The organism is Anabaena sp. TISTR 8404 (assembly GCF_056847745.1).
In genome coordinates this window covers 5,208,450-5,235,261 of record NZ_CP180578.1, presented here as the reverse complement: position 1 = coordinate 5,235,261, position 26,812 = coordinate 5,208,450, and the positions used below count along the sequence as shown (strand labels likewise).

The following is a 26,812-nucleotide window of genomic DNA, read 5'->3' as shown; positions in this document are numbered from 1 at the left end:
TTAGAAGAAGCTTGAGGATTAGTGACGGATGCTACAAAAATTCACTAGGAATAATCAATTAAGAAGTTTGCAACAATTCTTCGTTACTATTACATTGTTGACTCCACTGTTAATCACAATTCCGGTTTACGCAGAAAACCCAGAGCATAACAAACAGCTAATAGACACAAACAAATGTCCAAAATGTGATTTAAGTCGAGCAAATTTGAGTCGAAAAAATTTGATTCGTGCTGATTTATATCAGTCAAACTTGAGTAATGCAGATTTAAATGGTGCAGACTTGAGTGGTGCTGATTTGCGTAATACTGATTTGCGTAAGGCTGAGTTATTTCGAGCTAATTTATTTCGTGCTGACTTAGAAAGTGCAAACCTAAGTAATGCAGACTTAAGTGGAACAAACTTGAGTGGCGCAGATTTGCGTAATGCTAATTTAACTAGTGCTGATTTAAGTAATGTGGATTTGAGTGGTGCTAATTTGAGTGGTGCTACCCTCAGTTATGCTAACCTCCAAGGTGTGCGATTTGATAATGTCAACCTCCAAGGCGTGAATCTGAATGGTGTAGATTTAAGCAATGCAGATTTGAGAAATTTTAACTTCCGAGGAGTATCACTTAACGGTGTTAATCTTAGTCGAGTGAATTTGAATGGTTATAACTTGAGAGGTGTGGAACTCAAGAATGCCAATCTCAGTTATGCTAACTTACAAAATGCTGACCTGAGTAATGCACGACTGAACGGTACTGATTTGCAAAATGCTAACCTCTACAATGCTAATTTGCAAGGTGCAGACTTAATTGGCAGTAAATTGAATGGTGCAAACTTGCAGAATGCAGATTTAAGAGATGCTAATCTGGATGTGGACAGCTTACCTAACAATATTCGGGCTGATGCTGTTGATTACAGTCGTTGGGGAGATACTCTCAGCAGTAGAAGAAGATATCCAAGCGCGATCGCTTATTACAACAAAGCTATAGAATTAAATCCTAGAGATGCTCAGATTTATACTAGTCGCGGTTTTGCTAATAGTAGGTTGAAAAATTACCAAGCGGCGATCGCAGATTATAACAAAGCAATCGAAATTAACCCTAGTTATGCCAAAGCATACAGCAATCGCGGGCTAGTTCGCATCGAACAAAATGATTATCAAACCGCATTAACTGATTTTGACCAAGCAATTCGTCTCGACTCTAACAATGCAGAAGCTTATAATGGACGCGCTACAATTCGCCGTCTTCAAAAAGATTATGCAGCAGTAATTACTGAAGCTTCACAAGCAATTAGAATTAATTCTAAATTTGCAGATGCCTATCATAACAGAGGCTTAGCTCGCTTTGCCCTGCAAGATTATCAAGGCGCTATTCAAGATTATAATCAAGCGATTGATAATTCTAGTAGTTGGGCTTGGGCATATTTTAATCGCGGACTCGCTCGTACAGCTGTCGGTGAACATAAAGATGCGACTAAAGATTATGACCGAGCAATTGAAATTGATGATAACTATATCGAAGCTTATTATCAACGCAGTTTAGCTCGATTTAATCGTAAGCGATATGAGGATGCAATTAAAGATTGCGATCGCGTTATTCAAAGAGACCCTAATTATGCCGCAGCTTATGAAAATAAAGGTAATTCTTTACTAGCTTTGAAAAAGAAAGTAGAAGCGAAACAAGCCTTTGAACAAGCAATGAAAATTTACTCACAAAAACAAGATAATACCAACTTACAACGAGTACAGCAAATTATCGCCGGACTTTAGAGCGATCGCAACACTAATTTATACAACACCAAAAACTCTTAAACCATATCTAATCTAGGAGAGATGCCGAAATTCCTCCTAGATTAGATTCTAGAAATATAGTTACGTCTTATGACATACTTTCCTTGAGAAAATAAAATTTGCTTTACAGATAAATTGGCTGCCACAATAATGTTCTGGAAATGGTGCTTGAGACTGTTCGTAATACTCCTAGGGCTGTGGCTGTTGTTGGATGTGGTTTCCCGTCTAGGAGCAGAGATTTTTTGGTTTCAAGAAGTTGGCTATCTAGAAGTATTCTTGTTGAGGTTAGTAACTAAGTTTAGCTTAGTATTATTTGTAACAGCAACTAGTGCTATCTACCTCTGGGGAAACTTATTCTTAGCACAGCGGCTGAAGTATTCTTCATCTTTAAAAATTGCCCAAGTGAAGCGTGAAGAAGCTGGACTAAGTGCAGAGCTAAAAAACTTTCTCAGTCCTCAGTATGCAAAATACTCTGAAAGTCCAATAACTTACACAAATGTATTACCAATCAAATTGCGCTGGCTACTACCAATAGTTGTGATATTAAGCTTGTTGGTTGGGTTAATGCTGGCTCACTATGGTCAAATTGCCTTTGCTTATTGGCAATCTTCTGTAAACAAGACTAGTCTACCTGTCATTTCACTATTCCGACTAGAAACCATTTGGGCATTGGGTAGGCAAATAACTGCTCAAGTTTTGTATGTCGGCTTAGTTGCAGGAGTTGCGATCGCTATTTTAATTTATCCGCGCTGGTTATTAACGGTGATCGCTGGTGTATTTAGTGTCTTGTTTGGTTGGATACTGCACCATAACTGGACAAAAATTCTGCAATATTTTCATCCTACTGATTTTAATTATTCCGAGCCTTTATTTAATCGAGATATCAGCTTCTACGTCTTTTCCCTACCAGTTTGGGAATTGATGGAACTCTGGTTAATGGGTTTATTTTTATTTGGTTTCATCGCCGTTAGTCTCACTTATCTTCTCTCATCTGATAGTCTGAGTCAGGGAATTTTTCCAGGATTTTCATCCCCACAGCAGCGTCATTTGTACGGGATGGGTGGCTTGTTAATGCTAGTTGTCGCCCTGAGTTATTGGCTAAGTCGTTATGAACTAGTTTATTCCCGACAAGGAGTCAGTTACGGAGCCAGCTACACCAACGTTCAAGCCCAGTTACCAGCCTACACAGTATTGTGTGTTTTGGCAGTGGCGATCGCATTTTACTTATTGGGACGCACAGTTTTTTGGCGACCAAAGTCTTCATATCGCTACTGGGTAGCTTATGGGTTAAGCGTTTATTTGATAATAGCTGTCGCTGTTGGGGTGGTTTTGCCGACAGTGGTGCAATATTTAATTGTTCAGCCGAATGAATTGCAGCGAGAGGAACCCTATATTAAGCGGACTATTGCCTTAACTCGGCAAGCTTTTGATTTAGAAGCAATTGATGCTAAAACCTTCAACCCTCAAGCAACCTTAACCGAAGCAAATATCCGAGCCAATGACTTGACAATTCGTAATATTCGTCTTTGGGATCAGCGACCACTTTTAGAAACTAACCGTCAATTGCAACAAATTCGTCCTTACTATCGCTTTCCTGATGCTGATATTGATAGATATACCCTAGAAACTGAAGCAGTTTCACAGCAGCCAGCCACCTCTGAAACATCAACTGAATTAACAGAACGGCGACAAGTTCTGATTGCTGCACGGGAATTAGATTATACTGCTGTACCCCAACAGGCACAGACATGGGTAAACCGTCATTTAATTTATACACATGGATATGGATTTACCCTGAGTCCAGTGAATACAGTTGCACCTGGTGGACTACCAGAATATTTCGTCAAAGATATTGCTGGTACGGCGAATGGCGCTCTCACCACTTCTAGCCCAGCTATTCGAGATAGCGTTCCTATCGGTCTCCCGCGAATTTATTACGGTGAAATTACTAACACCTACGTAATGACTGGCACTAAAGTTAGAGAATTAGATTATCCCAGTGGTAGTGATAATGCTTACAACTCATACGATGGATTAGGTGGCGTTTCTATTGATTTTGGGTGGCGACGCTGGCTATTTGCCATGTATTTGAAAGATTGGCAAATGTTATTCACACGGGACTTTTTGCCAGAAACAAAAGTGTTATTTCGCCGGAATGTTCAGCAACGGATTCGTGCGATCGCACCTTTTCTAAAATTTGATAGTGACCCCTACTTAGTCGCCGCTGATCCTAGTATTGGTTCGGGTTTTCCTGGAAAAAATAATTACCTATTTTGGATAGTGGATGCCTATACAATTAGCGATCGCTATCCTTATTCTGACCCTAATAACGATGGCATTAACTATATTCGCAACTCTGTGAAAGTAGTTGTTGATGCTTACAATGGCACAGTTAATTTTTACATTGCTGACTCCACAGATCCCATAATTAAAACTTGGGCTGCCATCTTTCCCAAGATGTTTAAACCTCTCAGTGCCATGCCAGCTACCATCCGTAACCATATCCGCTATCCAGCAGACTTTTTTCAAATTCAAGCGGAGCGGTTGATGACCTATCACATGACAGACCCGCAAGTATTTTACAACCGCGAAGACCAGTGGCAAATTCCCAACGAAATTTATGGTGATCAAGCGCGTCCAGTAGAGGCATATTATTTAATTACTAGCTTGCCTACTGTTCCTTTTGAAGAATTTATCTTACTTTTACCTTACACTCCGAAACAGCGGACGAATTTAATTGCTTGGTTAGCGGCGCGATCGGATGGCGATAACTACGGTAAATTGCTGTTGTATATATTTCCCAAACAGCGCCTAGTCTACGGGCCAGAACAAATTGAGGCACGCATTAACCAAGATCCAGTCATTTCCCAGCAAATTTCTTTATGGAATCGCCAAGGTTCCAGAGCAATTCAGGGAAATTTGTTAGTCATTCCCATCGAACAATCATTATTGTACGTCGAGCCAATATATTTAGAAGCCACACAGAATAGTTTGCCCACATTGGTACGGGTAGTTGTAGCTTACGAAAATCGCATTGTCATGGCGCAAACCTTAGAACAAGCATTACAAGCCATCTTTCAACCAGAAGTTACTCCCGCACCTGCTATTGTCCGTCCCTTTGAAGAGGGAATTCCACCTAGTCAGTAGATGTATCTCCCTATTCCTCGACTCTAATGCTGGCCATAGCAGTGCAAAAAGTATTTAAAAAACATCAAGTCTACTCATGTTAGTGAGAACTGGACAGTTTAAATACCAAAAAATTTGGTAAATCTAGTGTAGCTGAAGTCAATCTAGTTTTCTGAGTGCCTAGGCTGGGAAGATTTCACCATGTGTAGCACGAGTAAGCTAGACGTTTGCGCATCTTTCTATGTAAAATACGGTAAACCAGTCGGCTTACAGGTATTTAATTTAGGAACAGCAAAAAAATCTGTTCTTCATCTTAAACAAAAATAATTACTTGACACCAAGAACTTTGTCTAGCACTTGGCGATAGTTTCGCTTGCTTTGCTGTGTTTTGCTGGCTAGGTTGATTGATTTGACTGTACGAGAAAACCGCATTGTTGGAAGGAGTATGGATTATTTATTACTACCAGTTTTAAGCTTTTTTGTTGGCATCATAGTTGGTTTAACAGGAATTGGTGGAGCCTCTCTCATCACCCCAATGTTGATATTTATTTTTCAGGTTCCCCCGTCAATTGCTGTAAGTTCTGATGTTGTAGCTGCCACTTTAATGAAGGTAGTTGGTAGCGTTAAGCATTGGCAACAACAAACCTTAGACACCGAAGTAGTCAAATGGCTGGCATTAGGTAGTGTTCCTGGTTCACTATTTGGTGTCGGTATTTTGCACTACATCAAGCACACTGGAGAGCATAACCTAGACAGTATTTTGCTGCGCTTACTAGGGGTAACGATTTTATTAATTACTGTACTAGCACTTGTACAACTGTTACTCTTAACCTTCTTTCCCAAGTTCAGTTTCCCCGAATTACCCAAGCTAGACTTAAATAACAATATAGGTCGCTTTTTAACCATGCTGCTGGGGGCAGTTTTAGGATGTTTAGTTGGGCTAACGAGTGTCTCTTCAGGTTCTATGTTTGCCTTGGTACTCATAGCCTTTTTTCGTCTGGATGCACGCAAGCTAGTGGGTACAGATATTACACAAGCAGCGATTTTATTGTTATTTACCTCTCTCGGACACCTCAGCTTAGGCACAGTTAATTGGAATTTAGTATTACCGATATGGTTAGGCTCAGTTCCTGGAGTATTATTAGGTGCAAAAATCTGTCAAATTGCTCCACAACGTCCACTGCGGTTTATTATCTACGCCATCTTAATGATGGTAAGTTGGAAGTTAGTTTATCAAGCTTAGTGAGAGAGGTTAGTGTTCTTTTATTGCCAGATATTTTAAGTATGTCAAATGAACTATTGACTATTTACCCCAGGTAGTAAGTTGAATGTACCTCTTTCGTACATGATGAATAAACCTAAGCCAATTAAGACAAACGGTACAATAACTCTACCGTAGCGACTTAAAATATAAGCAATAGTAGGGTGTTGACTTAACACGTAGGCAACAGCGCACCAAACACCTACCATTAAAAAGAATACACTTAAAATTACTCCCAAGCTGGCAAGATTTTGACCAGCAAATAAGGGAATATAAATACTGATATTATCTCCACCATTGGCAATTGTTATCGCTGCAACTTTATAAGTTTGGGGATGGAGAATACTCAAAATTAAAGATAAGAAAGAATTAACTGGTGAATGCTGTTTAAATTCAGTTGTTACTTCTTGAATTGCGATAGTTTCTTGTTCTCGGTTTAGCAATTGCATTAACCCGATCGCTATTGGTAATAATCCAAGTAATCCTATCCATTCTCGCTGTACAACCAAACCGCCAAAAAATCCTGGTAAGCTGGCAATGATGATAGCTACAAACCCAACATATTGACCAAGTATGATATGCCGCCGTCGAAAATTAACATCTACCTGTGAGAATAGTAGTAGCAAAATCATGATGTCATCAATATTAGTTGCGGTGAAGGCGATTATTCCTTCAATAAAAGATGTACCTAGGTTATTCATGCTGAATTTTTAGCCAAAAGTAAATGAATGAGTTAATTACTGCAATTAGTACGGGTGTGGTTGCATTTATTGCCACTAATATTGATGATATTGTGATTTTGCTAATGTTTTTTTCACAAATAAATACTAATTTTCGACCGCAACATATTTTTTTAGGGCAGTATTTAGGTTTTATTGTACTAGTAATCTTCAGCTTATCTGGTTTATTTGGCGGTTTTGTCTTAGCACCAAACTGGCTTGGATTATTAGGGTTAATTCCAATTGCTATGGGTATTAGCAGTTTGCTTAATTCAGAAGATGAACTTACAGAAGATTTTGTAGCGGAAAATCTTCCATCTTCAGAAGAATATACTGATGGTTTTTTTGTACCCCAAATTTACAGTGTAGCGGCGGTAACTATTGCTAACGGGGGCGATAATATTAGTGTTTATATACCATTATTTGCCAGTAGTAAATTAACTAGTTTTTTGATAATTATTGCAGTATTTTTTTTATTGTTGGGTGTTTTCTGCTACGTAGCATATAAATTAACTCATCAAAAGGCGATCGCAGAGATTTTAACTCGCTACATTAATCATCTTGTACCTTTCATTCTTATAGGTTTAGGTAGTTTTATTGTCTTAAAAAGTGGTGCTTTAAGTTTAATCAAACTAGCTGCAAGTTGTTGTTGTTTAGTGGTTTTGATGAAAAATAATGAAGCAAAATAATTTATATATTGCAAAAAATATTCTAACTTTATGGTAATCAATCTAAAGAACTGCGAACAAAAATTATCTTTTCTATGAGGTAATCTCTCATTTGTTGTAACTCTTTTATCTGCTCATCAATTACAAAAATCTTTTCTTTTAAAATTGTTTCTTTTTGTTCAATAGAAAGAGTGTTTGTTTCCCAATCTTGAATAAATTGTTGAATTTCTGTCAAGGTAAATCCTAAGCGTTTACCCCGCTGAATTAAGGTTATTCGCTCAACAACTTGCTCGGTATAGTCTCGATAGCCATTAGCTTGACGTTGCACATAGTTTGAGTCAATTAAACCTTTCTTTTCATAAAATCTAATGGTGTCAATCGTTAATCCTGTCTTTTGGGCTAATTCACCAATTTTCATCACACGCTTGACCCTAAAGCATAGTCCATAGTTTACCTTGAAATCATACGGTGATGAAATGGTGTAATCCAGGAGTACAAAGTGAAAGCGATTTTAGTAACTGGTGCATCTTCCGGCATTGGATACGGAATTGTCAGAGAGTTTGTCAAGCATGGTTATCATGTTTTTGGTAGCGTTCGCAAACAGGAAGATAGCGATCGCCTCAAAACAGAAATTGGTAGTAACTTTACGCCATTGTTATTTGATGTTACAGACTCAAAAGCATTACAAGATGCGGCTCACAAGTTATCTGCGCTAGTCAGCCACGAAGGATTAGTTGGACTAATTAATAATGCCGGAATTGCCACCAGTGGCCCGTTAATTCACCAATCGTTGGATGAGATTCGTTGGCAGTTTGAAGTGAATGTAATTGCACAAATCGGTGTTATTCAAGCTTTTTTGCCGTTATTGAAAGCTAGAAATTCTCTCAACTCAAATTCTGGCAGAATCATTAATATTAGCTCGGTAGCTGGAAAGATTGCTTCACCCTTCATCGGTGCTTATGCTGGTAGCAAACACGCTTTTGAGGGAATTTCTCACAGCTTACGTCGAGAATTACAGCTTTATGGCATTGATGTGATTATCATTCGTCCGGGAGCCGTGAATACGCCAATTTGGGACAAAGAATCTGCACAAGACATGAGTCGATACTCTCAAACAGAATATGCAAAATCTTTACGAGCCTTTCAAAAATATATGCTGGGGATTGGCAAACAGGGATACTCTCCTGATATTGTTGGACAATTCATCAGGAAAGTTTTTGAGACTCAAAAGCCAAAAACAGAATATGCAATTGTTCCCCAGCCTCTGAAAAATTGGATTATTCCGCGATTTTTGCCACCTCGCTGGCTGGACAAGATAATTAGCAACAGCTTTAACTTGTAAGTACATATCAATTTTTTTTGATGAATTTTTGTATTGTGTGCTTGACAATCACTTACATATCAAGTTTTTTTGAAATGAGGGAGGAATAAATTTCGCCGAACAGGCAATGGAGAGTTTGATGAAAATGACAATTAAAAAAATAGCTCTCGCATTGGGAATGCTAACTATAGCAAGCAGTTGTGCTAGTGGCTCAACTTCTACTCAAAGTCAGCAGTCTCAAAAAGCCATAGAAGTTAGTAGTACGGGAAAACCTGGAAGAACGATTAAAATCGATGGTTCAAGTACGGTATACCCAATTACGCAAGTGATCGCAAAAGCATTTCAAGCAGACTCTAATCATCAGTCCCAAGTTGAAGTGAAATTTTCTGGGACTACAGGTGGGTTTGAAAAATTTTGTACAGGACAAACAGACATTAACAATGCTTCCCGACCGATTGTAATTGCAGAAATGGAAACATGCAAAAAAAATGGGGTAGGGTACATAGAACTGCCGATCGCTTTTGATGCCTTAACGGTAGTTGTTAATCCTCAAAATACTTGGGCAAAAAACATTACAGTAGCAGAACTCAAAAAAATTTGGGAACCTGCTGCCCAAGGGAAGATTACCCGATGGAACCAAGTACGTGCAACTTGGCCAGATCGTCCTCTTACCTTATACGGTGCTGGGAAAAAGTCTGGTACTTTTGACTACTTTACAGAAGCAGTTGTAGGAAAAGTCAGAGCTTCTCGTAATGACTATACAGCCAGTGAAGATGATGAAGTATTAGTAGATGGAGTCAGCAAAGACCCTAATGCTTTAGGTTACTTTGGCTATGCTTACTACGAAAAACATCAAGGTAAGTTGAAAGCACTCTCTCTTGATAACGGACGTGGCGCAGTATCGCCATCACCCCAAGCCGTAGAGAAAGCACAATATCAACCGCTGTCTCGACCTTTGTTTATCTATGTTAATCCTCAGTCTTTACCTGATAGAGGAACACTGTACACGTTTGTAGATTTTTATCTCAAGAACGCACCAAAAACAGTTTCTACTGTCGGGTATATACCTTTACCAAATGAGGGCTATCAACTTGATTATGTTCACTTGTACAAAGGAAAAGTGGGAACAGTATTTGATGGAAAAGCGGAAATGAACTTAACCATTGGAGAACTTTTACGCAAAGAAGCAAAATTCTAGTTTTCTTGAAAGCCAATAATGCTCAAATAGTGCTGCGTTTTGTGGAATAAGTGATGACAACAAAAACCATTTCCAAACAACTTTCTTTTCTTGATCGCTACCTAACATTATGGATTTTTTTGGCAATGGGGATTGGGGTTAGCTTAGGCTACTTTATTCCCGGAGTCGAAGCTTTTATTCATCAATTTCAAGTTGGAACAACTAATATTCCCATCGCCATTGGTTTAATTCTCATGATGTACCCACCTCTAGCAAAGGTGCGGTACGAAGAGTTAGGAGATGTATTTCGTAACGGCAAAATTCTTAGTGTGTCACTAATTCAGAATTGGATTATCGGGCCAATTTTGATGTTTGCTTTAGCGATTACCTTCTTACGCGGTTATCCAGAATACATGACAGGATTGATTCTGATTGGATTAGCCCGTTGTATTGCAATGGTAGTTGTTTGGAGTGACTTGGCACGGGGTAATACAGAGTATACGGCTGGATTAGTTGCTTTTAATAGTATCTTTCAAGTAATTTTTTACAGTCCTTATGCCTGGTTTTTTCTAAGTGTGCTGCCACCACTGTTTGGCATAAAAGGGAGTGTCGTTAATGTAAGTATTGCTGAAATAGCTCAGAGTGTATTCATCTATTTGGGTATTCCTTTTCTGGCTGGATTTTTCACTCGTTACTTTTTGGTGAAAGCGAAAAGCAAACGTTGGTATCACGAGGAGTTTGTACCAAAAATTAGCCCTATTACACTGATTGCTTTATTATTTACAATCGTGGTCATGTTCAGCTTGAAAGGGAACTTAATTGTTCAGATTCCCTTGGATGTAGTCAAGATTGCCATCCCGCTAATCATCTACTTTATCTTGATGTTTTTAGTAAGTTTTTACATGGCATGGCGAATTAAAACTGACTATTCCAGAGCCGCCAGTGTCGCATTTACTGCCGCAGGAAATAATTTTGAGTTGGCGATCGCAGTAGCAATTGCTGTGTTTGGCATTAATTCTGGCGCTGCTTTTGCAGCTGTGGTTGGCCCCTTAGTTGAAGTGCCTGTACTGATTAGTCTGGTTAATGTTGCATTCTGGCTCCAAAGACGTTATTTTGCTACACCTGAATCGAGAAGTTTGTAATTTAATTGCATATTTTGAGGAGTGAATTATGAAACGTGTAATGTTTGTCTGCAAGAAGAATTCTGCCCGTTCTCAAATGGCGGAAGGTTTTGCTAAAAATCTTGGCCAGGGAAAAATTGAAGTTATTAGTTCTGGGTTAGAAGCAAGTGTTGTCAGACCAGAGGCGATCGCTACTATGAAAGAAATTGGCATTGATATTACTGATCAAACTTCCAAACCGCTTAATAATTTCCAAGCCGAAGACTTTGATGTGGTAATTTCTCTGTGTGGTTGTGGAGTGAATTTACCTCCTGAGTGGGTTGTGCGGGAAATATTTGAAGACTGGCAGTTAGATGACCCAGCTGAACAACCTGAAATTTTCCCCAGAGTGCGCGATGAGATTAAAGAACGGGTGACTATGCTCATTAAATCGCTGACGGAATAACCTACATCTGTTGGGTAATAATTGCAATCTTAAAACAAGTTTTCTGGCTGAAGGCTCAAAATTTATTACCCATTGATTTTTTCTAGCTATTCATCTGTATCCTGACATCTGTATGACAACATTTGACCATCCCCCCAGAATTTTGTTTTTGTATGGTTCGTTGCGTGAGCGTTCTTATAGCCGCCTCTTAGCAGAGGAAGCCGCACGCATCATCCAAGAATTCGGGGCAGAGGTAAAGTTTTTTGATCCACGAGAACTACCGATATATGGCAGTGTACCTGACAACCATCCAAAAGTGCAGGAACTGCGTGAATTAAGCTTATGGTCAGAAGGGCAAGTTTGGTCTAGCCCGGAACTGCACGGTCAAATTTCTGGGATTATGAAAAACCAAATTGATTGGATTCCTCTAAATATTGGAGCCGTTCGCCCGACGCAAGGAAAAACTTTGGCTGTTATGCAAGTAAGTGGTGGCTCTCAGTCTTTTAATGCAGTCAACACTTTAAGAATTCTAGGGCGCTGGATGCGGATGTTTACTATCCCTAATCAATCCTCAGTTGCTAAAGCATATCAAGAGTTTAACGAAGATGGCACAATGAAGGATTCAGCTTATCGCGATCGCGTTGTCGATGTCATGGAAGAACTTTATAAGTTCACCTTGTTGTTGAGAGACAAGGTGGACTATCTCACAGATCGCTACAGTGAGCGTAAGGAAAAAGCAGCTAAACAAGTAATTGAAATTGCAAATAAAGCCCTGGAAATGAATCAAAAACAGGGTTAAGCTTTATTCACCCATTCACTTTCATCAGGTTGTTTAAATAACGGAGTGCTGAGGTAGCGTTCACCAAAGCTAGGTTGTACCATCACAATCAAGCGACCTGCATTTTCTGCTCGTTTAGCAACTTCAATTGCAGCGTACAAAGCAGCGCCAGCAGAAATTCCTGAGAGTAATCCTTCTTCTTTGGCTAAACGGCGGCTGTAAGCCATTGCTTGTTCATCGCTGACTTGAATTACTTCATCTACAAGTTCTAGGCGGAAAATCGCTGGGATAAATCCTGGGCCAATACCTTGAATTTTGTGTGGCCCTGGTTTTCCGCCTATTAGTACCGGACTGTTGCTTGGTTCAACTGCGATCGCTTGAAATGTCGGCTTACGTTGCTTAATCACTTCTGCAACTCCAGTAATTGTACCGCCAGTACCAACTCCAGCCACTAAAATATCTACTTTTCCATCTGTATCTGCCCAAATTTCTTCGGCTGTGGTTTCGGCATGAATTTTGGGGTTAGCTGGGTTGCGGAATTGCTGCAACATATAAGCATCAGGAGTTTTGGCGACAATTTCCTCGGCAAGAGCGATCGCACCTCGCATTCCTTCCACACCGGGAGTTAATTCTAGTTGTGCGCCATAAGCTCTCAGCATTGCCCGTCGTTCTTGGCTCATCGTGTCCGGCATCGTTAGAATAAGATGGTATCCCTTAGCCGCCGCCACCATTGCCAAGGCAATTCCTGTGTTACCAGAGGTAGGCTCAACCAAAATAGTTTTGCCAGGGTGAATTAAACCTACCTCCTCCGCTGCTGTCACCATACTGATACCAATTCGGTCTTTTACAGAAGAAGCCGGATTCATACTTTCTAGCTTCACGACAATCTCTGCAACCGCGCCTGAAGCTTGGGGAATCTTATTTAATCGCACTAAAGGAGTTTGTCCAATTAACTCCGTAACATCTTTCGCTATTCGCATAAGGAAATCCTTTTGTGTTAAAAATTCAACAATCGATGACAGTGGTTACAAAACTCTTGACCTTAGACTTTTGACCATTGACTCTGGACTATATGTAATACATCGGACTCTGCTGTAAACGAGCTTCTCTTTCTTGGCACAAGTCTTGCAGCGTATAGCGGTTTAAAACCTCCATAGAGGCCACGTTGGCTTGTTCCCAGATTTCATGAACCAAACGTCTTTCTAATGTGGGAACTTCGGAGTTTTCTTTCTCTTTGCGTTCACCTTCGACTAAAGTGACAATCTCCAACACCGTAATCTGCCAAGGCTCACGCACTAAAATAAAACCACCTTTCGAGCCGCGCTGGCTTTGGACTACACCTGCACGCCGCAAATTAGTCAAGATTTGCTCTAGATAGCGCTCAGGTATAGGTTGCTTAGAGGTGATTTCGCTCATAGTCAGAGGTACTTTTTTTTCGTGGTGGCTGGCCAGTTCTAAAAGTGCTAGGAGCGCGTATTCAACTTTGGAAGACAGATCCAGGAGAGCGTAATTTTGGCTATTCAAGATTTGTACTCAATCAAAATACTACGGTTAATCGATTGTTTTTTCGCATTTTATGCGAAATTAATTTTGTCTTGGTATTGGATGTGATAGCATCCGACTATCAAAGACAAATAAACGTAAGCCTATCGTTTTACCGTAGATTATCCTATAAAATGCCCCATATGAGTTCATCTTTCACAGGAATTATTTTGGTTTTCTGATTTTGACCTCATGTACCAAAAATACGTTTAAACCTGTATAAGCAAGCTGGTTGCATTTACTCTCTCAGCACTTTCAACTCAGCACTCTTCATTCACCGAATCAGATTTATTCACCCATTCACAAAAACCTCAATAGAGTTATGCTACTAACTGATTTGCGAACAATTTATGAGCGTGATCCAGCCGCCCGCAACTGGCTGGAAATTTTGTTCTGCTATCCGGGACTGCAAGCCCTAGTGATGCATCGTTTATCACATTGGTTGTATGAAAGAGGCATTCCTTTTCTACCCAGGTTTATATCTCACATCAGTCGTTTTTTTACAGGAATTGAGATTCATCCGGGCGCAGTTATTGGTAAAGGAGTTTTTATTGACCACGGGATGGGTGTGGTAATTGGTGAGACAGCAATTGTTGGTGATTATACGCTAATTTACCAAGGTGTGACTCTTGGTGGTACTGGCAAAGAAAGCGGTAAACGCCATCCCACCTTGGGTAGTCATGTGGTTGTAGGGGCTGGTGCGAAAGTTTTAGGCAATATTAATATAGGCGATCGCGTCCGTATTGGAGCAGGTTCTGTAGTGTTACGTGATGTGCCGAGTAATAGTACTGTTGTGGGGATTCCTGGACGTGTGACTCGTCAAAATAACGTCAATGTTGATGAACTCGCTCATAACAAATTTCGAGATGTCGAAGCAGAAGTAATTCGAGCGCTATTTGAACGCGTCAAGACATTAGAAAAACAGCTAGAACAATTACAAACTCAGTCAGAATTAGTATTACCAACTGAGGTAAATAGGGAAATTGAAATCATCTACAACAGTAAGATAAATAGCGATTCTGTAATTGAAGACTTTCTCGATGGTGCAGGGATTTAACTACTAGGATGTGTCTAACGCAAGAGGCACTTAACAGAAGAACTTGAAGCTATTCCCCGTTCCCCATTCCCTGTTCCCAACTTATGCAAGAAGTCTAAGGTTTTTCGCGTTAGTTCGATTAATCTTCTTTTGGCAGAGTATCTTCAACTGAAGAATCTTGATGACTTGCAGAATTTTCTTCCGTCCAATCATCACTAGTACTAGGCGACTTACCAATAATCACCACCTCAGTTTCTTGTTTATGGTGATTTCCCCATTGATCTAACACATCTTTGACTAAGACTTCTTGCACCCAAATTTTAGCGACGACTGTTAAAGGTAGAGCTAAAAATAATCCTAAAAAGCCAAAGAAAGTCACAAAAAATAGTTGAGAAATTAATGTCACAGCTGGTAACAAAGAAACTTGTTGTGCCATGACATAAGGTGTAATGAAATTACTTTCAGCTTGTTGAATAAAAAAGTAAAGAATCAAAACAGCAATAGATTTCCAGGGAGTATCCAACAAAGCGATCGCCATAGCTGGTATTACACTCATTGTTGGGCCAAGATTGGGTATCAAGTTCAAAAATCCTGCTAAAACTCCTAAAGCTAAGGCTGCTTTTACACCCAAGAATGATAAGCCAACAACACTCATCAGCCCTACTACACACATTGCAATTACAGCACCTGTGACCCATCCTTCTAATGAGACTTCGCATTTATCTAAAATGCCATCTACCCGTCGGCGATAAAACGAGGGAAACACGCGAATAAATACTTTGCGGTAAGCTAAGGGATCAGCCAACAGCATTCCTGTCCACACCAGCACCAACAAAACTTTGAGGACAACTTCTAAAGAACCAGAGACAAATGCAAAAGAACTTCCTAAGGCACGATTTACAAAAGGCTGTGCTTGCTGAATCAGACTATTGAGATCGGGTATGTAGGGAACTAACTGGCTGGGAACTCTGGTTTTCATTTCATCCAGCCAACTATTAAAGCGCTCCAAACCTTGAGGAACACGGTAAGTTAGTTCATGAAACTGCTGGGCAAAGGGTGGCACAATCAACAAGAAAAAACCCACCACCAAAGCAAAAAAGATACCTACCGAAAGGAGTACAGCAAATCCCCGCTTTATACCTGAGCGTTGAAAACGCTTTGCTAATCGATTTAACGTGGTTGCTAACACTACTGCGGCAAACATCAGTAACAAAACTTCTTTGATTTGCCACAATATGTATAAAGAAAGAACTATGGCGATTAAGCCAATCCATTGACCAAGGTTCACAGGCTGACTCCCGGCTGTTGGTGTGATGCTGTTTTTTTGCTGATGCAGTTAGGTTAGCTGATTTTAGCGATAACGCCCAGATGATTTAAGTTAAGTTTGTTTTTGGGTTTGGAATCGCCAGAGTAATGCGATCGCCATAATCATAGTAGGCAATAACACTAAAATTAAAGCGTTGGTCGCTGTAGCGGGAACCGGCACACTAGGCAAGACATATTTAATTAATCCAGAGAGTAAAGCCGATAGTACAAGCAATTTGACAATAAAAGTTAGTTGATTTTCCATAGCAGTACGGCAATTTACCTTTTTCTGTAGGGTATACCCGAATTTAGGCTCAACGGCATAGTCTCTACAATATTCATATAAATACACATTAAGTATGAAGTGTGAAGTATGAAGTCTGAAATGAAGACAATTGTATGGTCATGAGCAGTTGTGAAATTTTTAAGTTGAAAAGTCATTAGTCAGCGGTCTTTCGTCATTTGTCAAAACAAAGAACAAATGACAAATTAAAATCGAGGATACATCAAAATGCCTGTAGAAAAAAATAACAAAACTCCCATCAAACCACCGAGAGTCCGGCAGTTTGGGGGGAGCTTACTAATTCTGTTTACTCTGTTATTACTGCTTAATTTTATTGTTCCTAGTTTTTTTGGCCCCCGATTGCCACAAGTTCCTTATAGTGACTTTATTGCTTTGGTACAACAAGGCAAAGTAGACCGTGCGGTAGTAGGTAGCGATCGCATTGAGTATACTACTAAAGTTCAAGCTCCCGATGGCAAAATTACCGAACAAGTATTTGCAACTACGCCAGTCGCCCTCGATTTAGATTTACCCAAGATTCTGCGCGAGAATAAAGTTGAGTTTGCTGCACCACTCCCAGACCAAAATGGCTGGATTTGGACGCTTTTGAGTTGGGTTGCGCCACCATTAATTTTCTTTGGGATTTGGGGCTTTTTAATTAATCGCCAAGGTGGGGGCCCGGCTGCACTGACAGTTGGTAAAAGTAAAGCCCGGATTTATTCTGAAGGCAGCACTGGGGTAAAATTCCCTGATGTGGCTGGGGTAGATGAAGCCAAAGCCGAACTCGAAGAAATTGTTGATTTCCTCCAAAATGCGACGAAATACACCAACTTAGGCGCGAAAATTCCCAAAGGTGTGTTGTTAGTAGGGCCTCCGGGTACAGGTAAAACATTACTAGCAAAAGCGATCGCTGGGGAAGCAGGTGTTCCTTTCTTCAGTATTTCTGGTTCAGAATTTATTGAGTTATTCGTCGGTGTTGGTGCGGCGCGTGTTCGTGACTTATTTGAACAAGCTAAACAACAAGCACCTTGTATTGTCTTCATTGATGAGTTAGACGCGTTGGGTAAATCTCGCGGTGGTGCTGGTGGATTTGTCGGCGGTAACGATGAACGGGAACAAACTCTCAACCAATTACTTACCGAAATGGATGGCTTTGATGCCAACACTGGAGTAATTATCATCGCTGCTACCAACCGTCCCGAAGTACTTGACCCTGCTTTGCGCCGTCCTGGTCGCTTTGACCGTCAAGTTGTAGTTGATCGCCCTGATAAAATTGGTCGAGAAGCAATTCTCAAAGTTCATGCCAGAAACGTCAAATTGGCTGATGATGTTAACCTGGCAACTATTGGCATCAGAACTCCTGGTTTTGCAGGCGCAGATTTAGCCAACCTTGTCAACGAAGCCGCATTGTTAGCTGCAAGACAAAATCGTCCAGCCGTAACAATGGCAGATTTCAACGAAGCGATTGAACGGGTAGTGGCTGGTTTAGAAAAACGCTCGCGTGTACTCAACGAAACCGAGAAGAAGACCGTAGCTTATCACGAAGTTGGTCACGCCATTATCGGTGCGTTGATGCCTGGTGCGGGTAAAGTTGAAAAAATCTCTGTTGTACCGCGCGGTGTTGGTGCATTGGGTTACACCATTCAAATGCCCGAAGAAGACCGCTTCTTGATGATTGAAGACGAAATTCGCGGTCGTATTGCTACCTTGTTGGGTGGACGTTCTGCGGAAGAAATCATCTTTGGCAAAGTCTCCACCGGCGCAAGTGACGATATCCAAAAAGCCACAGACTTAGCCGAACGTTACGTTACCTTATATGGTATGAGCGATAAACTGGGGCCAGTTGCCTTTGAGAAAATTCAACAGCAGTTTATTGAAGGTTATGGTAATCCTCGCCGTTCAATTAGTCCGCAAGTAGCGCAAGAAATTGACCACGAGGTCAAGCAAATAGTAGATAATGCTCACCATATTGCTTTGAGCATTCTGCATCAAAACCGCGACTTGTTAGAAGAAACCGCCCAAGAACTGTTGCAAAGAGAAATTCTGGAAGGTACTGATTTGCGCGATCGCCTCAAACAAGCTAAAGCACCAGAAGAACTAACAGAATGGTTACGCTCAGGTAATGTATCAGCAGATATACCCCTGATGCAATCTGTGTTGAATTAAACTTGTATGGTGTGTTGTCACAAAACACAACGCACCATATTTTTTATATAGCAGTCTAATTTGCTTTTTGAAAAAATTTCTGTAAGGGCGAACGGCCGTTCGCCCTTACATTTATGGAACTTTTAAGCCACACCGTAATCTGTATACTGCCTTTTATACGGAGGCTGCAATCCTAAAACAATGTCATCTTTGGGAACACCCATCTTAACTAACTCTTCAGCCGGATTTTGATCTGTTAAGTTCTGCTGAAGCCAGATTTTTCCGTTTTTAATGTCAAAGTGGATGATGCAGCGATAAATACGGTCAAATTGTTGCCAACCTATATTCATCCACTGATAATGATCTCGTTCTGTATCAAAAATAAGTTGAGTCTCAACCTGCTCATCGGAAATATCGTCACTTGCATAATGAGTAAGCAAGGTCTGAATGTACTCGCGGTATTTAGCTATTTTATCCATTGCACAATCACCTCATTCACTGGGTCGTAGACAACTAACAAAATTTGATATTTTCGTATTGCTGTCTATACCTAAATCTTTGATATTCTGTTAGCTTAGTCATCTTGGTATACGAAGCTAATGGCGTTACTTATGTTATGTCTGCTGTGCTAAGATACTGAGCATACTACATCAGATATGAGTTCATCGAAGAACATTCATATTTTTATTATTTGGAGAATAGACTAAGTGAGAAGAATTTATTTTTTATTTATTGGAATAAAGTGTTATATTTACTAACAATTCATTAGCATTTTTGGAAGTCATAATCTTTCTGGAATTAAGTGAAATACTTGATAAATATCTACAGTATTAAACAACTTGTTTAATATATTAATGTTTTGCCTAAATATCATTGAAATGAACAAAATTACAAAAACAAAAACCAAAAACTTAAGATTTAATGAATACTTACTAAGAACAAGATTAAAAAGAGTGTCTCAAGAAATTTTAGAGAGATTTTTAGGAGATTTCAAAGATGTAACTACTATTCCAAAGTCGAAAGAAAAATTGGCAGAAGAGATAGTAAATTATTACAAAATAATGCGAGACAATGTAGATTTTGCAGAGAAATTTGGTAATTTTGTAAGAGATTATGTTCTTAGTGCTGGTGAATCTGAATATCTTATTGATATCCTTGATAAAGAAACATTCGTTAAATGGGTAAATGGATGGCAAGATAATACATTCATTGGCAGAAGATTTAATTTTTACAAAAATATATATCTCGAACTTGGAGAAAAATTTTTAAGTCTTAATACCTCTGAAGATGGTACAGAAAATACAGAAGTAGTAAATCATGATGTTTCAAATGTACAGGCTAGTAAATTTCTATCGTTCCCTAGTGAAGCTTTTCTCCTGGTAGCCTACAGTCAGGAAAAAAAATCTATTTTTAGCAAAGATCAATTACTAGATGTTCACGAGACATTTGAGTTTGAGATTATTCTTAGAAAGAATAGTCCACTAGCAGGAGTCAGGGGAAACTACAGAGTTGTTCGGGATTTTTTTGCTTCGGCAATAGAAGATATAAATAACTCTCTATCTATGATAGAAACAGTTTTTATTGGTGACTTTGATAGTAAGAAATCTAGACCTATTGCTAAACCACGCAAAACCATCAATATTGAGGAACTAAGGAAAGCCCTCAATGGAGAATATTTAGATATGGATGCCCCAATACCCGGAGATCAAGCTACACGAATAAAGTTTTCATTTAAAGGTATGCGAGATACCAACGAGGAAACTCATCCCATATTTGGCCCTGCGGTAGTAGAAGCTTGGAAAGAACAAGAAAAAAGTCGTATTGGGTTCCGTTATAATGGAAGAATACATACGTTTTCTGTGACTAGCAATGGTGGTCTATATTTCAGGCAATTTGCCCCAGAAGAAGTTGTTACGTATGTTTTGCTGAAAATCAGCAACCTTTAGGAGTCCTATTATGGATATCCATGTTATATCCTGTATAAGAAAATACATAAGAGATAAATACATTGGTGGAGTTATTAAAGTCTCTGATGTATCTAATTATTGTAAGTATTCAGAAGGTATAGTTATAAAAGGGCTAGTAGAACTAGAAAAATTAGGGGAAGTAAGAATTGAGAAAAGATATTCTTGCCCAGACTTCCATTATATTCGAGATAGTGAATTACCCTTTTGTTCTGAGTGTAACTATCAATATCCTGAAGAGGATATAAATGTTTACTTTTATTTTAAACCTTTATTAGTAACGCAAAAGGGATGAAGACTTCTCGCAAGGCTGTTGATCCTATATACAAGCAAAAATTTCTTGAGGATTTAAACAGATTTATACAAAAAGTCAAAAATTGTGAAGGCGATTCGACAAGCTGTGAAACGATTTTTAGTAACTTAGATACTTATTCTCAGGAAAAAACATATCTTAAGGAAATTGCTTCTGAAGACTTTATCACAGCAAAAGATAGAGGTGATGCTCTAGAAAACTTAATTCGTAATATATTCAATAGAATTGATTTACTTGATGGTATTAGTATTACTCGCAAGCAAACAGCTTTAGGACAAATCGATCTACAGCTTATTACAGTTAAGGATTATATATACGATATATGGGGCATGGTTTGTGATAAACCTGATGTAGAACACATAATTGGTGAATGTAAAAATTATACAGATCCAGTAGGTAGACCAGAAATTGAACGAGCATGTTGGCGTGCAAGTAAAGGTTGTTGTTTAAGTTTTTTTATAGCAACTGAATATACTCAAGATGCAATTGATGAAATAGCTTACTTTAACAACAACAGGAAAAATATTTTGTATAAGCATAATGGAGTGTATATTGTTCCTCTGTCACTTTCAATGATTGAAGCTGTTGTAGAAAACAATATAAATTTTTGCTATTTCATAAAATGGGCAATTAAAAATTCTAAAATTATGAGTATAGCCAACTATCTAAAACTTCAATAGAGGTAAATTTTTGGCTACAAAGGTAATTTTTTACAAAAAATAATGAATTAAAAACTATAAAACCCACAACTATCCTACCCCTACACCCTTTCACCCATACACCCACTCCCCACTCCCAACTCCCCACTCCCCATGTTTCTTAATCCAACGAACTCACGTATATTTAAGGTGTAGCTGACTATCTAGAGGTTGAACGTGGATACCATTGCTATACCTGCTCTCAATCGCCCAGTGGATGCCACGGTAGAGATTCCTGGTTCTAAAAGTATTACCAATCGGGCATTACTTGTTGCAGCTTTGGCGCAAGGCGACTCAATTTTAGAAAATGCCTTGTTTAGCGAAGACAGCGAGTATTTTGCCAAATGTGTAGAGAATTTGGGCATTCCCATCACCCTGAATCCTGATTTAGCACAGATGCAGGTGTCAGGAAAAGGCGGTGAAATTCCCGCAACCCAGGCGGATTTATTTGTAGGTTTAGCAGGTACAGCCGCAAGATTTATTACAGCCTTGGTGGTACTGGGTAATGGTGAATATCGCTTAGATGGTGTACCCAGAATGCGGGAACGACCAATGAGCGATATGTTAACAGTATTCCAAGCAGGCGGAACAACCGTTAACTTTGAGGGCAACCCTGGTTATATGCCCTACACTATCTACAGTCAGCAATTTTCTGGTGGACATATTCGCATCAAAGCCAATCAAACTAGTCAGCAACTTTCAGCATTGCTAATGATTGCGCCTTACGCTCAACAAGACACAATTATTGAAGTTGAAGGTACATTAGTTTCCCAATCTTACGTAAAAATGACTTGTCGCCTCATGGCAGATTTTGGCGTAGAAGTGAATCAAATTGGCGACAATCAATTTCATATCAAAGCAGGACAACGTTATCAACCTCGACATTACACAATAGAACCGGATGCTTCCAATGCTTCTTACTTTTTCGCCGCAGCTGCTGTCACTGGTGGACGGGTGCGGGTTAAGTATTTAACTAAGCAATCTTATCAGGGCGATATTCTATGGCTGAATGTTCTAGAACAGATGGGTTGTCAAGTACGTGAGGCTGATGACTATATTGAAGTTACCGGGCCAGAACAATTACAGGGTATCGATATTGATATGAACGATATATCTGACCTTGTACAAACATTAGGAGCGATCGCACCTTTTGCCAGTTCACCTGTTACCATCCGTAATGTCGAACATATCCGCTACAAAGAAACTGAACGTATTCGCGCTGTTGTAACTGAATTGCGTCGCTTAGGAGTCAAGGTTGAAGAATTTGCAGATGGACTAAAAGTTGAACCTAGCCCTATTACACCAGCTGCGATCGAAACTTATCATGATCATCGTATGGCAATGGCATTTGCTGTTACTGGCTTGAAGGTTCCAGGAATTGTGATTAAAGACCCAGGTTGTACAGCCAAGACTTTTCCAGATTACTTCACTCGATTCTTTAAGATGATAGAACAATAACTGGCTAATACTTCGTTCCTACCTTATCTTAACGATTAAGATTCACGCTGACTTAATTCGAGGAGTTGCATCATGTCTAATATTCGTGAAGAAATGCCAGTGCTTGCACGTCATGAAGGCGATTGGGTAGGAACTTATACACTTGTAGATACAGAAGGCAAAATTTTAGATAAACATGAATCTCATTTAAGTTGTCAGTTTCCCGATAACAGTCCTTATTCTTACTACCAAATTAATCGCTATAAGTGGGCTGATGGGAAACAAGAAGAACATAAATTTCCCGGAACTTATCGTGATAAAACTCTCTGGTTTGATACAGAACGAATCGCAGGTAAAGCCTGGGAAGTAGATGATTCAACTGTAATTTTGTGGTTCTCTTATAAGACAGTCCCAGCAGCATACTTATATGAAATGATTCAAATTAGTCCGGATAATAACTATCGCGCCCGCACATGGCATTGGTTTAAAAATCATCAAATATATCAACGCACGTTAATTCAAGAACAAAGGATAAGATAATAATCTAAAAAGTCAGAAATAATTTGTAATTAAAGTGCGTTAACGTCGTGTGACGCACTATTTTATGGCATAATAGGTAGTTCATTATATATAAATTTGTATAGTTAAGTTACTCACATGGCAAAAACTGACAAAATTAACTTTTCTACTCCTAGCGGTTTTCCTGAATTTTTACCTAGCGAAAAACGCTTAGAATTATATTTACTAGATACCATCCGTAGAGTTTATGAAAGCTATGGATTTACCCCTATAGAAACTCCCGCCGTTGAAAGATTAGAAGTATTACAAGCCAAAGGCAATCAAGGCGACAATATTATCTATGGTATCGACCCAATCTTACCGCCAAATCGCCAAGCAGAAAGAGATAAAGCCGGCGAAACGGGTTCAGAAGCCAGGGCATTAAAATTTGACCAAACTGTTCCTTTAGCAGCGTATATTGCCCGTCACCTGAATGAATTAACTTTCCCTTTTGCCCGTTACCAAATGGATGTAGTATTTCGGGGGGAACGAGCTAAGGACGGGCGTTTTCGTCAGTTTCGTCAGTGTGATATCGATGTAGTTGGGCGGCGTGAACTCAGCTTATTATATGATGCACAAATGCCTGCAATTATTACAGAAATATTTGAGGCAGTTAACATCGGTGACTTTTTAATTCGCATCAATAACCGCAAAATTTTGACTGGTTTTTTTCAATCACTAGGAATTGCCGAAAATCAAATTAAGACTTGTATTAGCATTATTGATAACCTCGAAAAAATAGGTGAAGCTAAAGTAAAACAAGAACTAGAAAAAGAAGGTATTTCACCAGAAAAGACACAAAAAATTATTGATTTTATTAAAATTGATGGCAGTATAGATGAGGTATTAGATAAACTCAAACACCTTTCACAAAATCTTCCAGAAGCCGAGCAATTTAGTTTAGGTGTGACTGAATTAGAAACAGTAATTGCAGGTGTGCGTAACTTAGGAGTTCCCGATAAGCGTTTTTGTATTGATTTGGCGATCGCCCGTGGTTTAAATTACTATACAGGCACTGTGTACGAAACCACCCTCATCGGTCATGAAGCTTTAGGCAGTATTTGTTCCGGCGGCAGATACGAAGAATTAGTTGGTATGTTTATCGGTGAGAAAATGCCGGGAGTTGGCATTTCCATTGGCTTAACTCGCTTAATTAGCAGGTTACTCAAAGCAGGTATTCTTAATACTCTACCTGCAACACCAGCCCAGGTAGTAGTAGTCAATATGCAGGAAGATTTAATGCCGACTTATTTAAAAGTATCGCAACAGTTACGGCAAGCAGGCATTAATGTAATTACAAACTTTGAGAAAAAGCAATTAGGTAAACAATTCCAAGCAGCAGATAAACAAGGAATTAAATTTTGTGTAATTATTGGTGCTGACGAAGCCGCAGCACAAAAATCATCACTCAAAGATTTGCAGACAGGTGAACAAGTAGAAGTCGCATTAGCAAATTTGGCAGAGGAAGTGAAACGCCGACTTATTTAAATCATCAATTTATCAGGGTGCTATGAATAAACCAATTAAGCGAGCTTTTTTAGACACCGAGGATGGACAAATCCTTTATCGCATTGGTGGCGAAGGAAAACCTTTGCTTTTACTGCATCAACAACCCAGAAGTAGTGATGAATTTCGGGAATTAATGCCTATTTTGGCACAAAAAAGACTGGTCATTGCTATGGATTTTTTAGGATTTGGTGATTCCGACAAACCACCAAGAATGTACTCAGTTGAAGACTATGCCAAAACGGTTATTGCTCTTTTAGAAGAATTAAATATACCAACTGCCAGCATTTTAGGAAATCATACAGGTGCTTTTGTAGCAGGAGAAGTGGCGGCGGCATATCCTGAAAAAGTAGATAAATTGATATTAGCTAATGCCTTTGGTTTTGATGACACCGGAAAAGAAACTTTAAACCAAAAATTTTCTGATGGCTTCAAAATCAAATCAGATGGTTCTCATTTGATGGAAAGATGGTCAGCCCGCGCCCAGTATGTAGGCTCTCCAGAATTAAATCATCGTTGGGTTTTAGATGATTTTAAATGTTTTGGCTATCCTTTATATGCGGTTTGGGCTATAAAAAATTACTGTTTGGATGCGCCAAAAAGATTTCGTTTGATAAAATCTCCTACCTTGATTTTGTGGGGAACTGAGGATATGAAAACCTTTGATAAACTTGGTTTAGCTAAGGTAGAAAACAGATATTTTATTTCTCAAGCAATTCCTCATAGCCAGGTGATTGAAATTGACGGTGGAACAATTTGTATGATGAACCAAATGCCGGAACAAATCGCGCAAGTAGTCACAGAATTTTTAGATTTATCAGGTAATTAAAAACTTATTATAAAAGTTTGTCAAAAAACGATGGCAAGAAATCACGTTGAGTTTATTCAATCTGCCGATGTTATTCAAAAACCTTGGCTTGTAGATGGTTTGCAAGAAAATGCTTTGACACGCATTCTCAGTTTTGATACTGAAACTAATGCTTCTACCGAATTAATTGAGTGGACACAAAACTGGGAAAGTAGTTCAGGTTATTTTAACTGCGACGTGGAAATTTTTGTCCTCAGTGGAGAAATGCGAATTGGTCAACTTCGCCTGGGGCGCTACACTTATGCCTTTATTCCACAAGGTGTTTGTATGGAATCATGGAGCGTTAAGGAAAATACTACAGCTTTGTGGATGCCTGAATCCTATCCCCAATTTACAAAATCCTTAAATGATGCGCCAGGAGCAAAAAGAGAATTATATATACCTTCGTCTAGTTCAGAACTAATTCCTTGGTCTGCAACTATCACTCCTGGCTTTCCCCCAGGAGCAATGAGAAAAACTTTACGCAAGGGTCAGGAGGGAGGAAGAAGCACTTGGTTGCTAGGATGTTTACCGCAGTTTGTTGAACCTTTTGCAGAATATCATCCCATTCCTGAAGAAGAATTCGTCCTTCAAGGTAGTTTGACAACACAGGCTGGTCATATGACTCCTGGCTGTTACTTTTGGCGACCGCCATTGATTTCACACGCTCCAGCATACACAGAAACTGGATACTTTGCGCTTGTACGAGGTGGGAATCCTCATCTTTCTTACCATGCTTGGGAACCACCATTACATACATACTATCCCTGGGATTGGAATAAATAGCTAAATAAATATCTGAGTTT

The 26,812-nt window shown here is 39.3% G+C and carries 26 protein-coding genes; 19 read left to right on the top strand and 7 right to left on the bottom strand.

Annotated features, from left to right (window positions below; genetic code table 11):
• Window positions 1-28: 28 nt before the first annotated feature.
• The 3 genes from ACMX3D_RS22690 (at window position 29) to ACMX3D_RS22680 (ending at window position 6,146) form a co-directional block, all read left to right on the top strand.
• The gene (locus ACMX3D_RS22690) at window positions 29-1,756 is read left to right on the top strand and encodes a pentapeptide repeat-containing protein (protein WP_482748071.1); all 1,728 of its coding nucleotides are present in this window, start codon (window positions 29-31) and stop codon (window positions 1,754-1,756) included.
• 171 nt (window positions 1,757-1,927) lie between these two features.
• Window positions 1,928-4,924, top strand: a complete 2,997-nt coding sequence (locus tag ACMX3D_RS22685) for a UPF0182 family protein (RefSeq protein WP_482748070.1) — start codon at window positions 1,928-1,930, stop codon at window positions 4,922-4,924.
• A 424-nt stretch (window positions 4,925-5,348) separates the two neighbouring features.
• Complete coding sequence (locus ACMX3D_RS22680) at window positions 5,349-6,146, top strand: sulfite exporter TauE/SafE family protein (RefSeq protein ID WP_482748069.1); 798 nt, start codon at window positions 5,349-5,351, stop codon at window positions 6,144-6,146.
• 53 nt (window positions 6,147-6,199) lie between these two features.
• Here the strand turns inward: ACMX3D_RS22680 and ACMX3D_RS22675 are convergent, their stop codons facing one another.
• Entirely contained in the window at window positions 6,200-6,865 is a 666-nt protein-coding gene (locus ACMX3D_RS22675) for a cadmium resistance transporter (protein ID WP_482748068.1), read from the bottom strand.
• 23 nt (window positions 6,866-6,888) lie between these two features.
• Between ACMX3D_RS22675 and ACMX3D_RS22670 the strand changes: the two genes are divergently transcribed.
• On the top strand, window positions 6,889-7,572 hold the full coding sequence (locus ACMX3D_RS22670) for a cadmium resistance transporter (protein ID WP_482748067.1): 684 nt from the start codon (window positions 6,889-6,891) through the stop codon (window positions 7,570-7,572).
• A 37-nt stretch (window positions 7,573-7,609) separates the two neighbouring features.
• Here the strand turns inward: ACMX3D_RS22670 and ACMX3D_RS22665 are convergent, their stop codons facing one another.
• Window positions 7,610-7,969 carry a MerR family transcriptional regulator gene (locus ACMX3D_RS22665; protein WP_482748066.1) on the bottom strand — a complete coding sequence of 120 codons (360 nt, stop codon included), beginning with the start codon at window positions 7,967-7,969 and terminating at the stop codon, window positions 7,610-7,612.
• 81 nt (window positions 7,970-8,050) lie between these two features.
• Here ACMX3D_RS22665 and ACMX3D_RS22660 point away from each other — a divergent pair, with 81 nt between their 5' ends.
• From ACMX3D_RS22660 to arsH, 5 genes are all read left to right on the top strand, one after another.
• Complete coding sequence (locus ACMX3D_RS22660; RefSeq protein WP_482748065.1) at window positions 8,051-8,893, top strand: SDR family oxidoreductase; 843 nt, start codon at window positions 8,051-8,053, stop codon at window positions 8,891-8,893.
• Window positions 8,894-9,011: 118 nt separating this feature from the next.
• Window positions 9,012-10,070 carry a PstS family phosphate ABC transporter substrate-binding protein gene (locus ACMX3D_RS22655; RefSeq protein WP_482748064.1) on the top strand — a complete coding sequence of 353 codons (1,059 nt, stop codon included), beginning with the start codon at window positions 9,012-9,014 and terminating at the stop codon, window positions 10,068-10,070.
• 53 nt (window positions 10,071-10,123) lie between these two features.
• The gene (gene arsB / locus ACMX3D_RS22650; RefSeq protein WP_482748063.1) at window positions 10,124-11,191 is read left to right on the top strand and encodes an ACR3 family arsenite efflux transporter; all 1,068 of its coding nucleotides are present in this window, start codon (window positions 10,124-10,126) and stop codon (window positions 11,189-11,191) included.
• 28 nt (window positions 11,192-11,219) lie between these two features.
• Window positions 11,220-11,615 (top strand): arsenate reductase, glutathione/glutaredoxin type, encoded by a 396-nt coding sequence (gene arsC, locus ACMX3D_RS22645; protein WP_482748062.1) that lies wholly within the window; start codon window positions 11,220-11,222, stop codon window positions 11,613-11,615.
• 112 nt (window positions 11,616-11,727) lie between these two features.
• The gene (gene arsH / locus ACMX3D_RS22640; protein WP_482748061.1) at window positions 11,728-12,393 is read left to right on the top strand and encodes an arsenical resistance protein ArsH; all 666 of its coding nucleotides are present in this window, start codon (window positions 11,728-11,730) and stop codon (window positions 12,391-12,393) included.
• Here arsH and cysK read toward each other — a convergent pair.
• Window positions 12,390-13,352: a cysteine synthase A gene (gene cysK, locus ACMX3D_RS22635; RefSeq protein WP_482748060.1), complete on the bottom strand. Its 963-nt coding sequence runs from the start codon at window positions 13,350-13,352 to the stop codon at window positions 12,390-12,392. The two genes, arsH and cysK, sit on opposite strands and share 4 nt — an antisense overlap.
• An 88-nt stretch (window positions 13,353-13,440) precedes the next feature.
• Window positions 13,441-13,896: an RrF2 family transcriptional regulator gene (locus tag ACMX3D_RS22630; RefSeq protein WP_482748059.1), complete on the bottom strand. Its 456-nt coding sequence runs from the start codon at window positions 13,894-13,896 to the stop codon at window positions 13,441-13,443.
• A 340-nt stretch (window positions 13,897-14,236) separates the two neighbouring features.
• On the opposite strand from ACMX3D_RS22630, the gene cysE reads away from it, so the two are divergent.
• A complete protein-coding gene (cysE, locus tag ACMX3D_RS22625) occupies window positions 14,237-14,971 on the top strand; it encodes a serine O-acetyltransferase (protein WP_482748058.1) in 735 nt (244 codons plus the stop codon).
• A 118-nt stretch (window positions 14,972-15,089) separates the two neighbouring features.
• On the opposite strand, the gene ACMX3D_RS22620 is transcribed toward cysE, so the two are convergent.
• Together ACMX3D_RS22620 and ACMX3D_RS22615 are read right to left on the bottom strand one after the other, a co-directional pair.
• Window positions 15,090-16,238: an AI-2E family transporter gene (locus ACMX3D_RS22620; protein ID WP_482748057.1), complete on the bottom strand. Its 1,149-nt coding sequence runs from the start codon at window positions 16,236-16,238 to the stop codon at window positions 15,090-15,092.
• 90 nt (window positions 16,239-16,328) lie between these two features.
• Window positions 16,329-16,520 carry a hypothetical protein gene (locus ACMX3D_RS22615; RefSeq protein ID WP_482748056.1) on the bottom strand — a complete coding sequence of 64 codons (192 nt, stop codon included), beginning with the start codon at window positions 16,518-16,520 and terminating at the stop codon, window positions 16,329-16,331.
• Between the two features lie 246 nt (window positions 16,521-16,766).
• On the opposite strand from ACMX3D_RS22615, the gene ftsH reads away from it, so the two are divergent.
• Complete coding sequence (ftsH, locus tag ACMX3D_RS22610; protein WP_482748055.1) at window positions 16,767-18,704, top strand: ATP-dependent zinc metalloprotease FtsH; 1,938 nt, start codon at window positions 16,767-16,769, stop codon at window positions 18,702-18,704.
• A gap of 122 nt (window positions 18,705-18,826) precedes the next feature.
• Here the strand turns inward: ftsH and ACMX3D_RS22605 are convergent, their stop codons facing one another.
• The gene (locus ACMX3D_RS22605; protein ID WP_482748054.1) at window positions 18,827-19,162 is read right to left on the bottom strand and encodes a XisI protein; all 336 of its coding nucleotides are present in this window, start codon (window positions 19,160-19,162) and stop codon (window positions 18,827-18,829) included.
• A 399-nt stretch (window positions 19,163-19,561) separates the two neighbouring features.
• Here ACMX3D_RS22605 and ACMX3D_RS22600 point away from each other — a divergent pair, with 399 nt between their 5' ends.
• The 8 genes from ACMX3D_RS22600 (at window position 19,562) to ACMX3D_RS22565 (ending at window position 26,792) form a co-directional block, all read left to right on the top strand.
• Window positions 19,562-20,629 carry a hypothetical protein gene (locus ACMX3D_RS22600; protein ID WP_482748053.1) on the top strand — a complete coding sequence of 356 codons (1,068 nt, stop codon included), beginning with the start codon at window positions 19,562-19,564 and terminating at the stop codon, window positions 20,627-20,629.
• Window positions 20,630-20,639: 10 nt separating this feature from the next.
• Window positions 20,640-20,942: a hypothetical protein gene (locus ACMX3D_RS22595; protein WP_482748052.1), complete on the top strand. Its 303-nt coding sequence runs from the start codon at window positions 20,640-20,642 to the stop codon at window positions 20,940-20,942.
• On the top strand, window positions 20,939-21,640 hold the full coding sequence (locus tag ACMX3D_RS22590) for a hypothetical protein (protein WP_482748051.1): 702 nt from the start codon (window positions 20,939-20,941) through the stop codon (window positions 21,638-21,640). The genes ACMX3D_RS22595 and ACMX3D_RS22590 overlap by 4 nt, the downstream gene beginning before the upstream one ends.
• 195 nt (window positions 21,641-21,835) lie before the next feature.
• Entirely contained in the window at window positions 21,836-23,116 is a 1,281-nt protein-coding gene (aroA, locus tag ACMX3D_RS22585; protein ID WP_482748050.1) for a 3-phosphoshikimate 1-carboxyvinyltransferase, read from the top strand.
• Window positions 23,117-23,188: 72 nt separating this feature from the next.
• On the top strand, window positions 23,189-23,635 hold the full coding sequence (locus ACMX3D_RS22580; protein WP_482748049.1) for a DUF3598 family protein: 447 nt from the start codon (window positions 23,189-23,191) through the stop codon (window positions 23,633-23,635).
• A gap of 117 nt (window positions 23,636-23,752) precedes the next feature.
• A complete protein-coding gene (gene hisS, locus ACMX3D_RS22575; RefSeq protein WP_482748048.1) occupies window positions 23,753-25,141 on the top strand; it encodes a histidine--tRNA ligase in 1,389 nt (462 codons plus the stop codon).
• A gap of 22 nt (window positions 25,142-25,163) precedes the next feature.
• Entirely contained in the window at window positions 25,164-25,988 is an 825-nt protein-coding gene (locus ACMX3D_RS22570; RefSeq protein WP_482748047.1) for an alpha/beta fold hydrolase, read from the top strand.
• Window positions 25,989-26,018: 30 nt separating this feature from the next.
• Window positions 26,019-26,792 (top strand): DUF4437 domain-containing protein, encoded by a 774-nt coding sequence (locus tag ACMX3D_RS22565; protein WP_482748046.1) that lies wholly within the window; start codon window positions 26,019-26,021, stop codon window positions 26,790-26,792.
• Window positions 26,793-26,812 lie beyond the last annotated feature (20 nt).

Bases quoted from the DNA above. Each gene is read 5' to 3' on its own strand.
- cysE (WP_482748058.1), top strand. From the start codon at position 14,237: ATGCTACTAACTGATTTGCGAACAATTTATGAGCGTGATCCAGCCGCC.
- ACMX3D_RS22615 (WP_482748056.1), bottom strand. From the start codon at position 16,520: ATGGAAAATCAACTAACTTTTATTGTCAAATTGCTTGTACTATCGGCT.
- ACMX3D_RS22595 (WP_482748052.1), top strand. From the start codon at position 20,640: ATGGATATCCATGTTATATCCTGTATAAGAAAATACATAAGAGATAAA.
- ACMX3D_RS22685 (WP_482748070.1), top strand. From the start codon at position 1,928: ATGTTCTGGAAATGGTGCTTGAGACTGTTCGTAATACTCCTAGGGCTG.
- ACMX3D_RS22675 (WP_482748068.1), bottom strand. From the start codon at position 6,865: ATGAATAACCTAGGTACATCTTTTATTGAAGGAATAATCGCCTTCACC.
- ACMX3D_RS22605 (WP_482748054.1), bottom strand. From the start codon at position 19,162: ATGGATAAAATAGCTAAATACCGCGAGTACATTCAGACCTTGCTTACT.
- ftsH (WP_482748055.1), top strand. From the start codon at position 16,767: ATGCCTGTAGAAAAAAATAACAAAACTCCCATCAAACCACCGAGAGTC.
- ACMX3D_RS22680 (WP_482748069.1), top strand. From the start codon at position 5,349: ATGGATTATTTATTACTACCAGTTTTAAGCTTTTTTGTTGGCATCATA.
- ACMX3D_RS22570 (WP_482748047.1), top strand. From the start codon at position 25,164: ATGAATAAACCAATTAAGCGAGCTTTTTTAGACACCGAGGATGGACAA.
- ACMX3D_RS22655 (WP_482748064.1), top strand. From the start codon at position 9,012: ATGAAAATGACAATTAAAAAAATAGCTCTCGCATTGGGAATGCTAACT.
- cysK (WP_482748060.1), bottom strand. From the start codon at position 13,352: ATGCGAATAGCGAAAGATGTTACGGAGTTAATTGGACAAACTCCTTTA.
- hisS (WP_482748048.1), top strand. From the start codon at position 23,753: ATGGCAAAAACTGACAAAATTAACTTTTCTACTCCTAGCGGTTTTCCT.
- arsB (WP_482748063.1), top strand. From the start codon at position 10,124: ATGACAACAAAAACCATTTCCAAACAACTTTCTTTTCTTGATCGCTAC.
- ACMX3D_RS22665 (WP_482748066.1), bottom strand. From the start codon at position 7,969: ATGAAAATTGGTGAATTAGCCCAAAAGACAGGATTAACGATTGACACC.
- ACMX3D_RS22670 (WP_482748067.1), top strand. From the start codon at position 6,889: ATGAATGAGTTAATTACTGCAATTAGTACGGGTGTGGTTGCATTTATT.
- arsH (WP_482748061.1), top strand. From the start codon at position 11,728: ATGACAACATTTGACCATCCCCCCAGAATTTTGTTTTTGTATGGTTCG.
- ACMX3D_RS22600 (WP_482748053.1), top strand. From the start codon at position 19,562: ATGAACAAAATTACAAAAACAAAAACCAAAAACTTAAGATTTAATGAA.
- arsC (WP_482748062.1), top strand. From the start codon at position 11,220: ATGAAACGTGTAATGTTTGTCTGCAAGAAGAATTCTGCCCGTTCTCAA.
- ACMX3D_RS22590 (WP_482748051.1), top strand. From the start codon at position 20,939: ATGAAGACTTCTCGCAAGGCTGTTGATCCTATATACAAGCAAAAATTT.
- ACMX3D_RS22565 (WP_482748046.1), top strand. From the start codon at position 26,019: ATGGCAAGAAATCACGTTGAGTTTATTCAATCTGCCGATGTTATTCAA.
- ACMX3D_RS22690 (WP_482748071.1), top strand. From the start codon at position 29: ATGCTACAAAAATTCACTAGGAATAATCAATTAAGAAGTTTGCAACAA.
- ACMX3D_RS22580 (WP_482748049.1), top strand. From the start codon at position 23,189: ATGTCTAATATTCGTGAAGAAATGCCAGTGCTTGCACGTCATGAAGGC.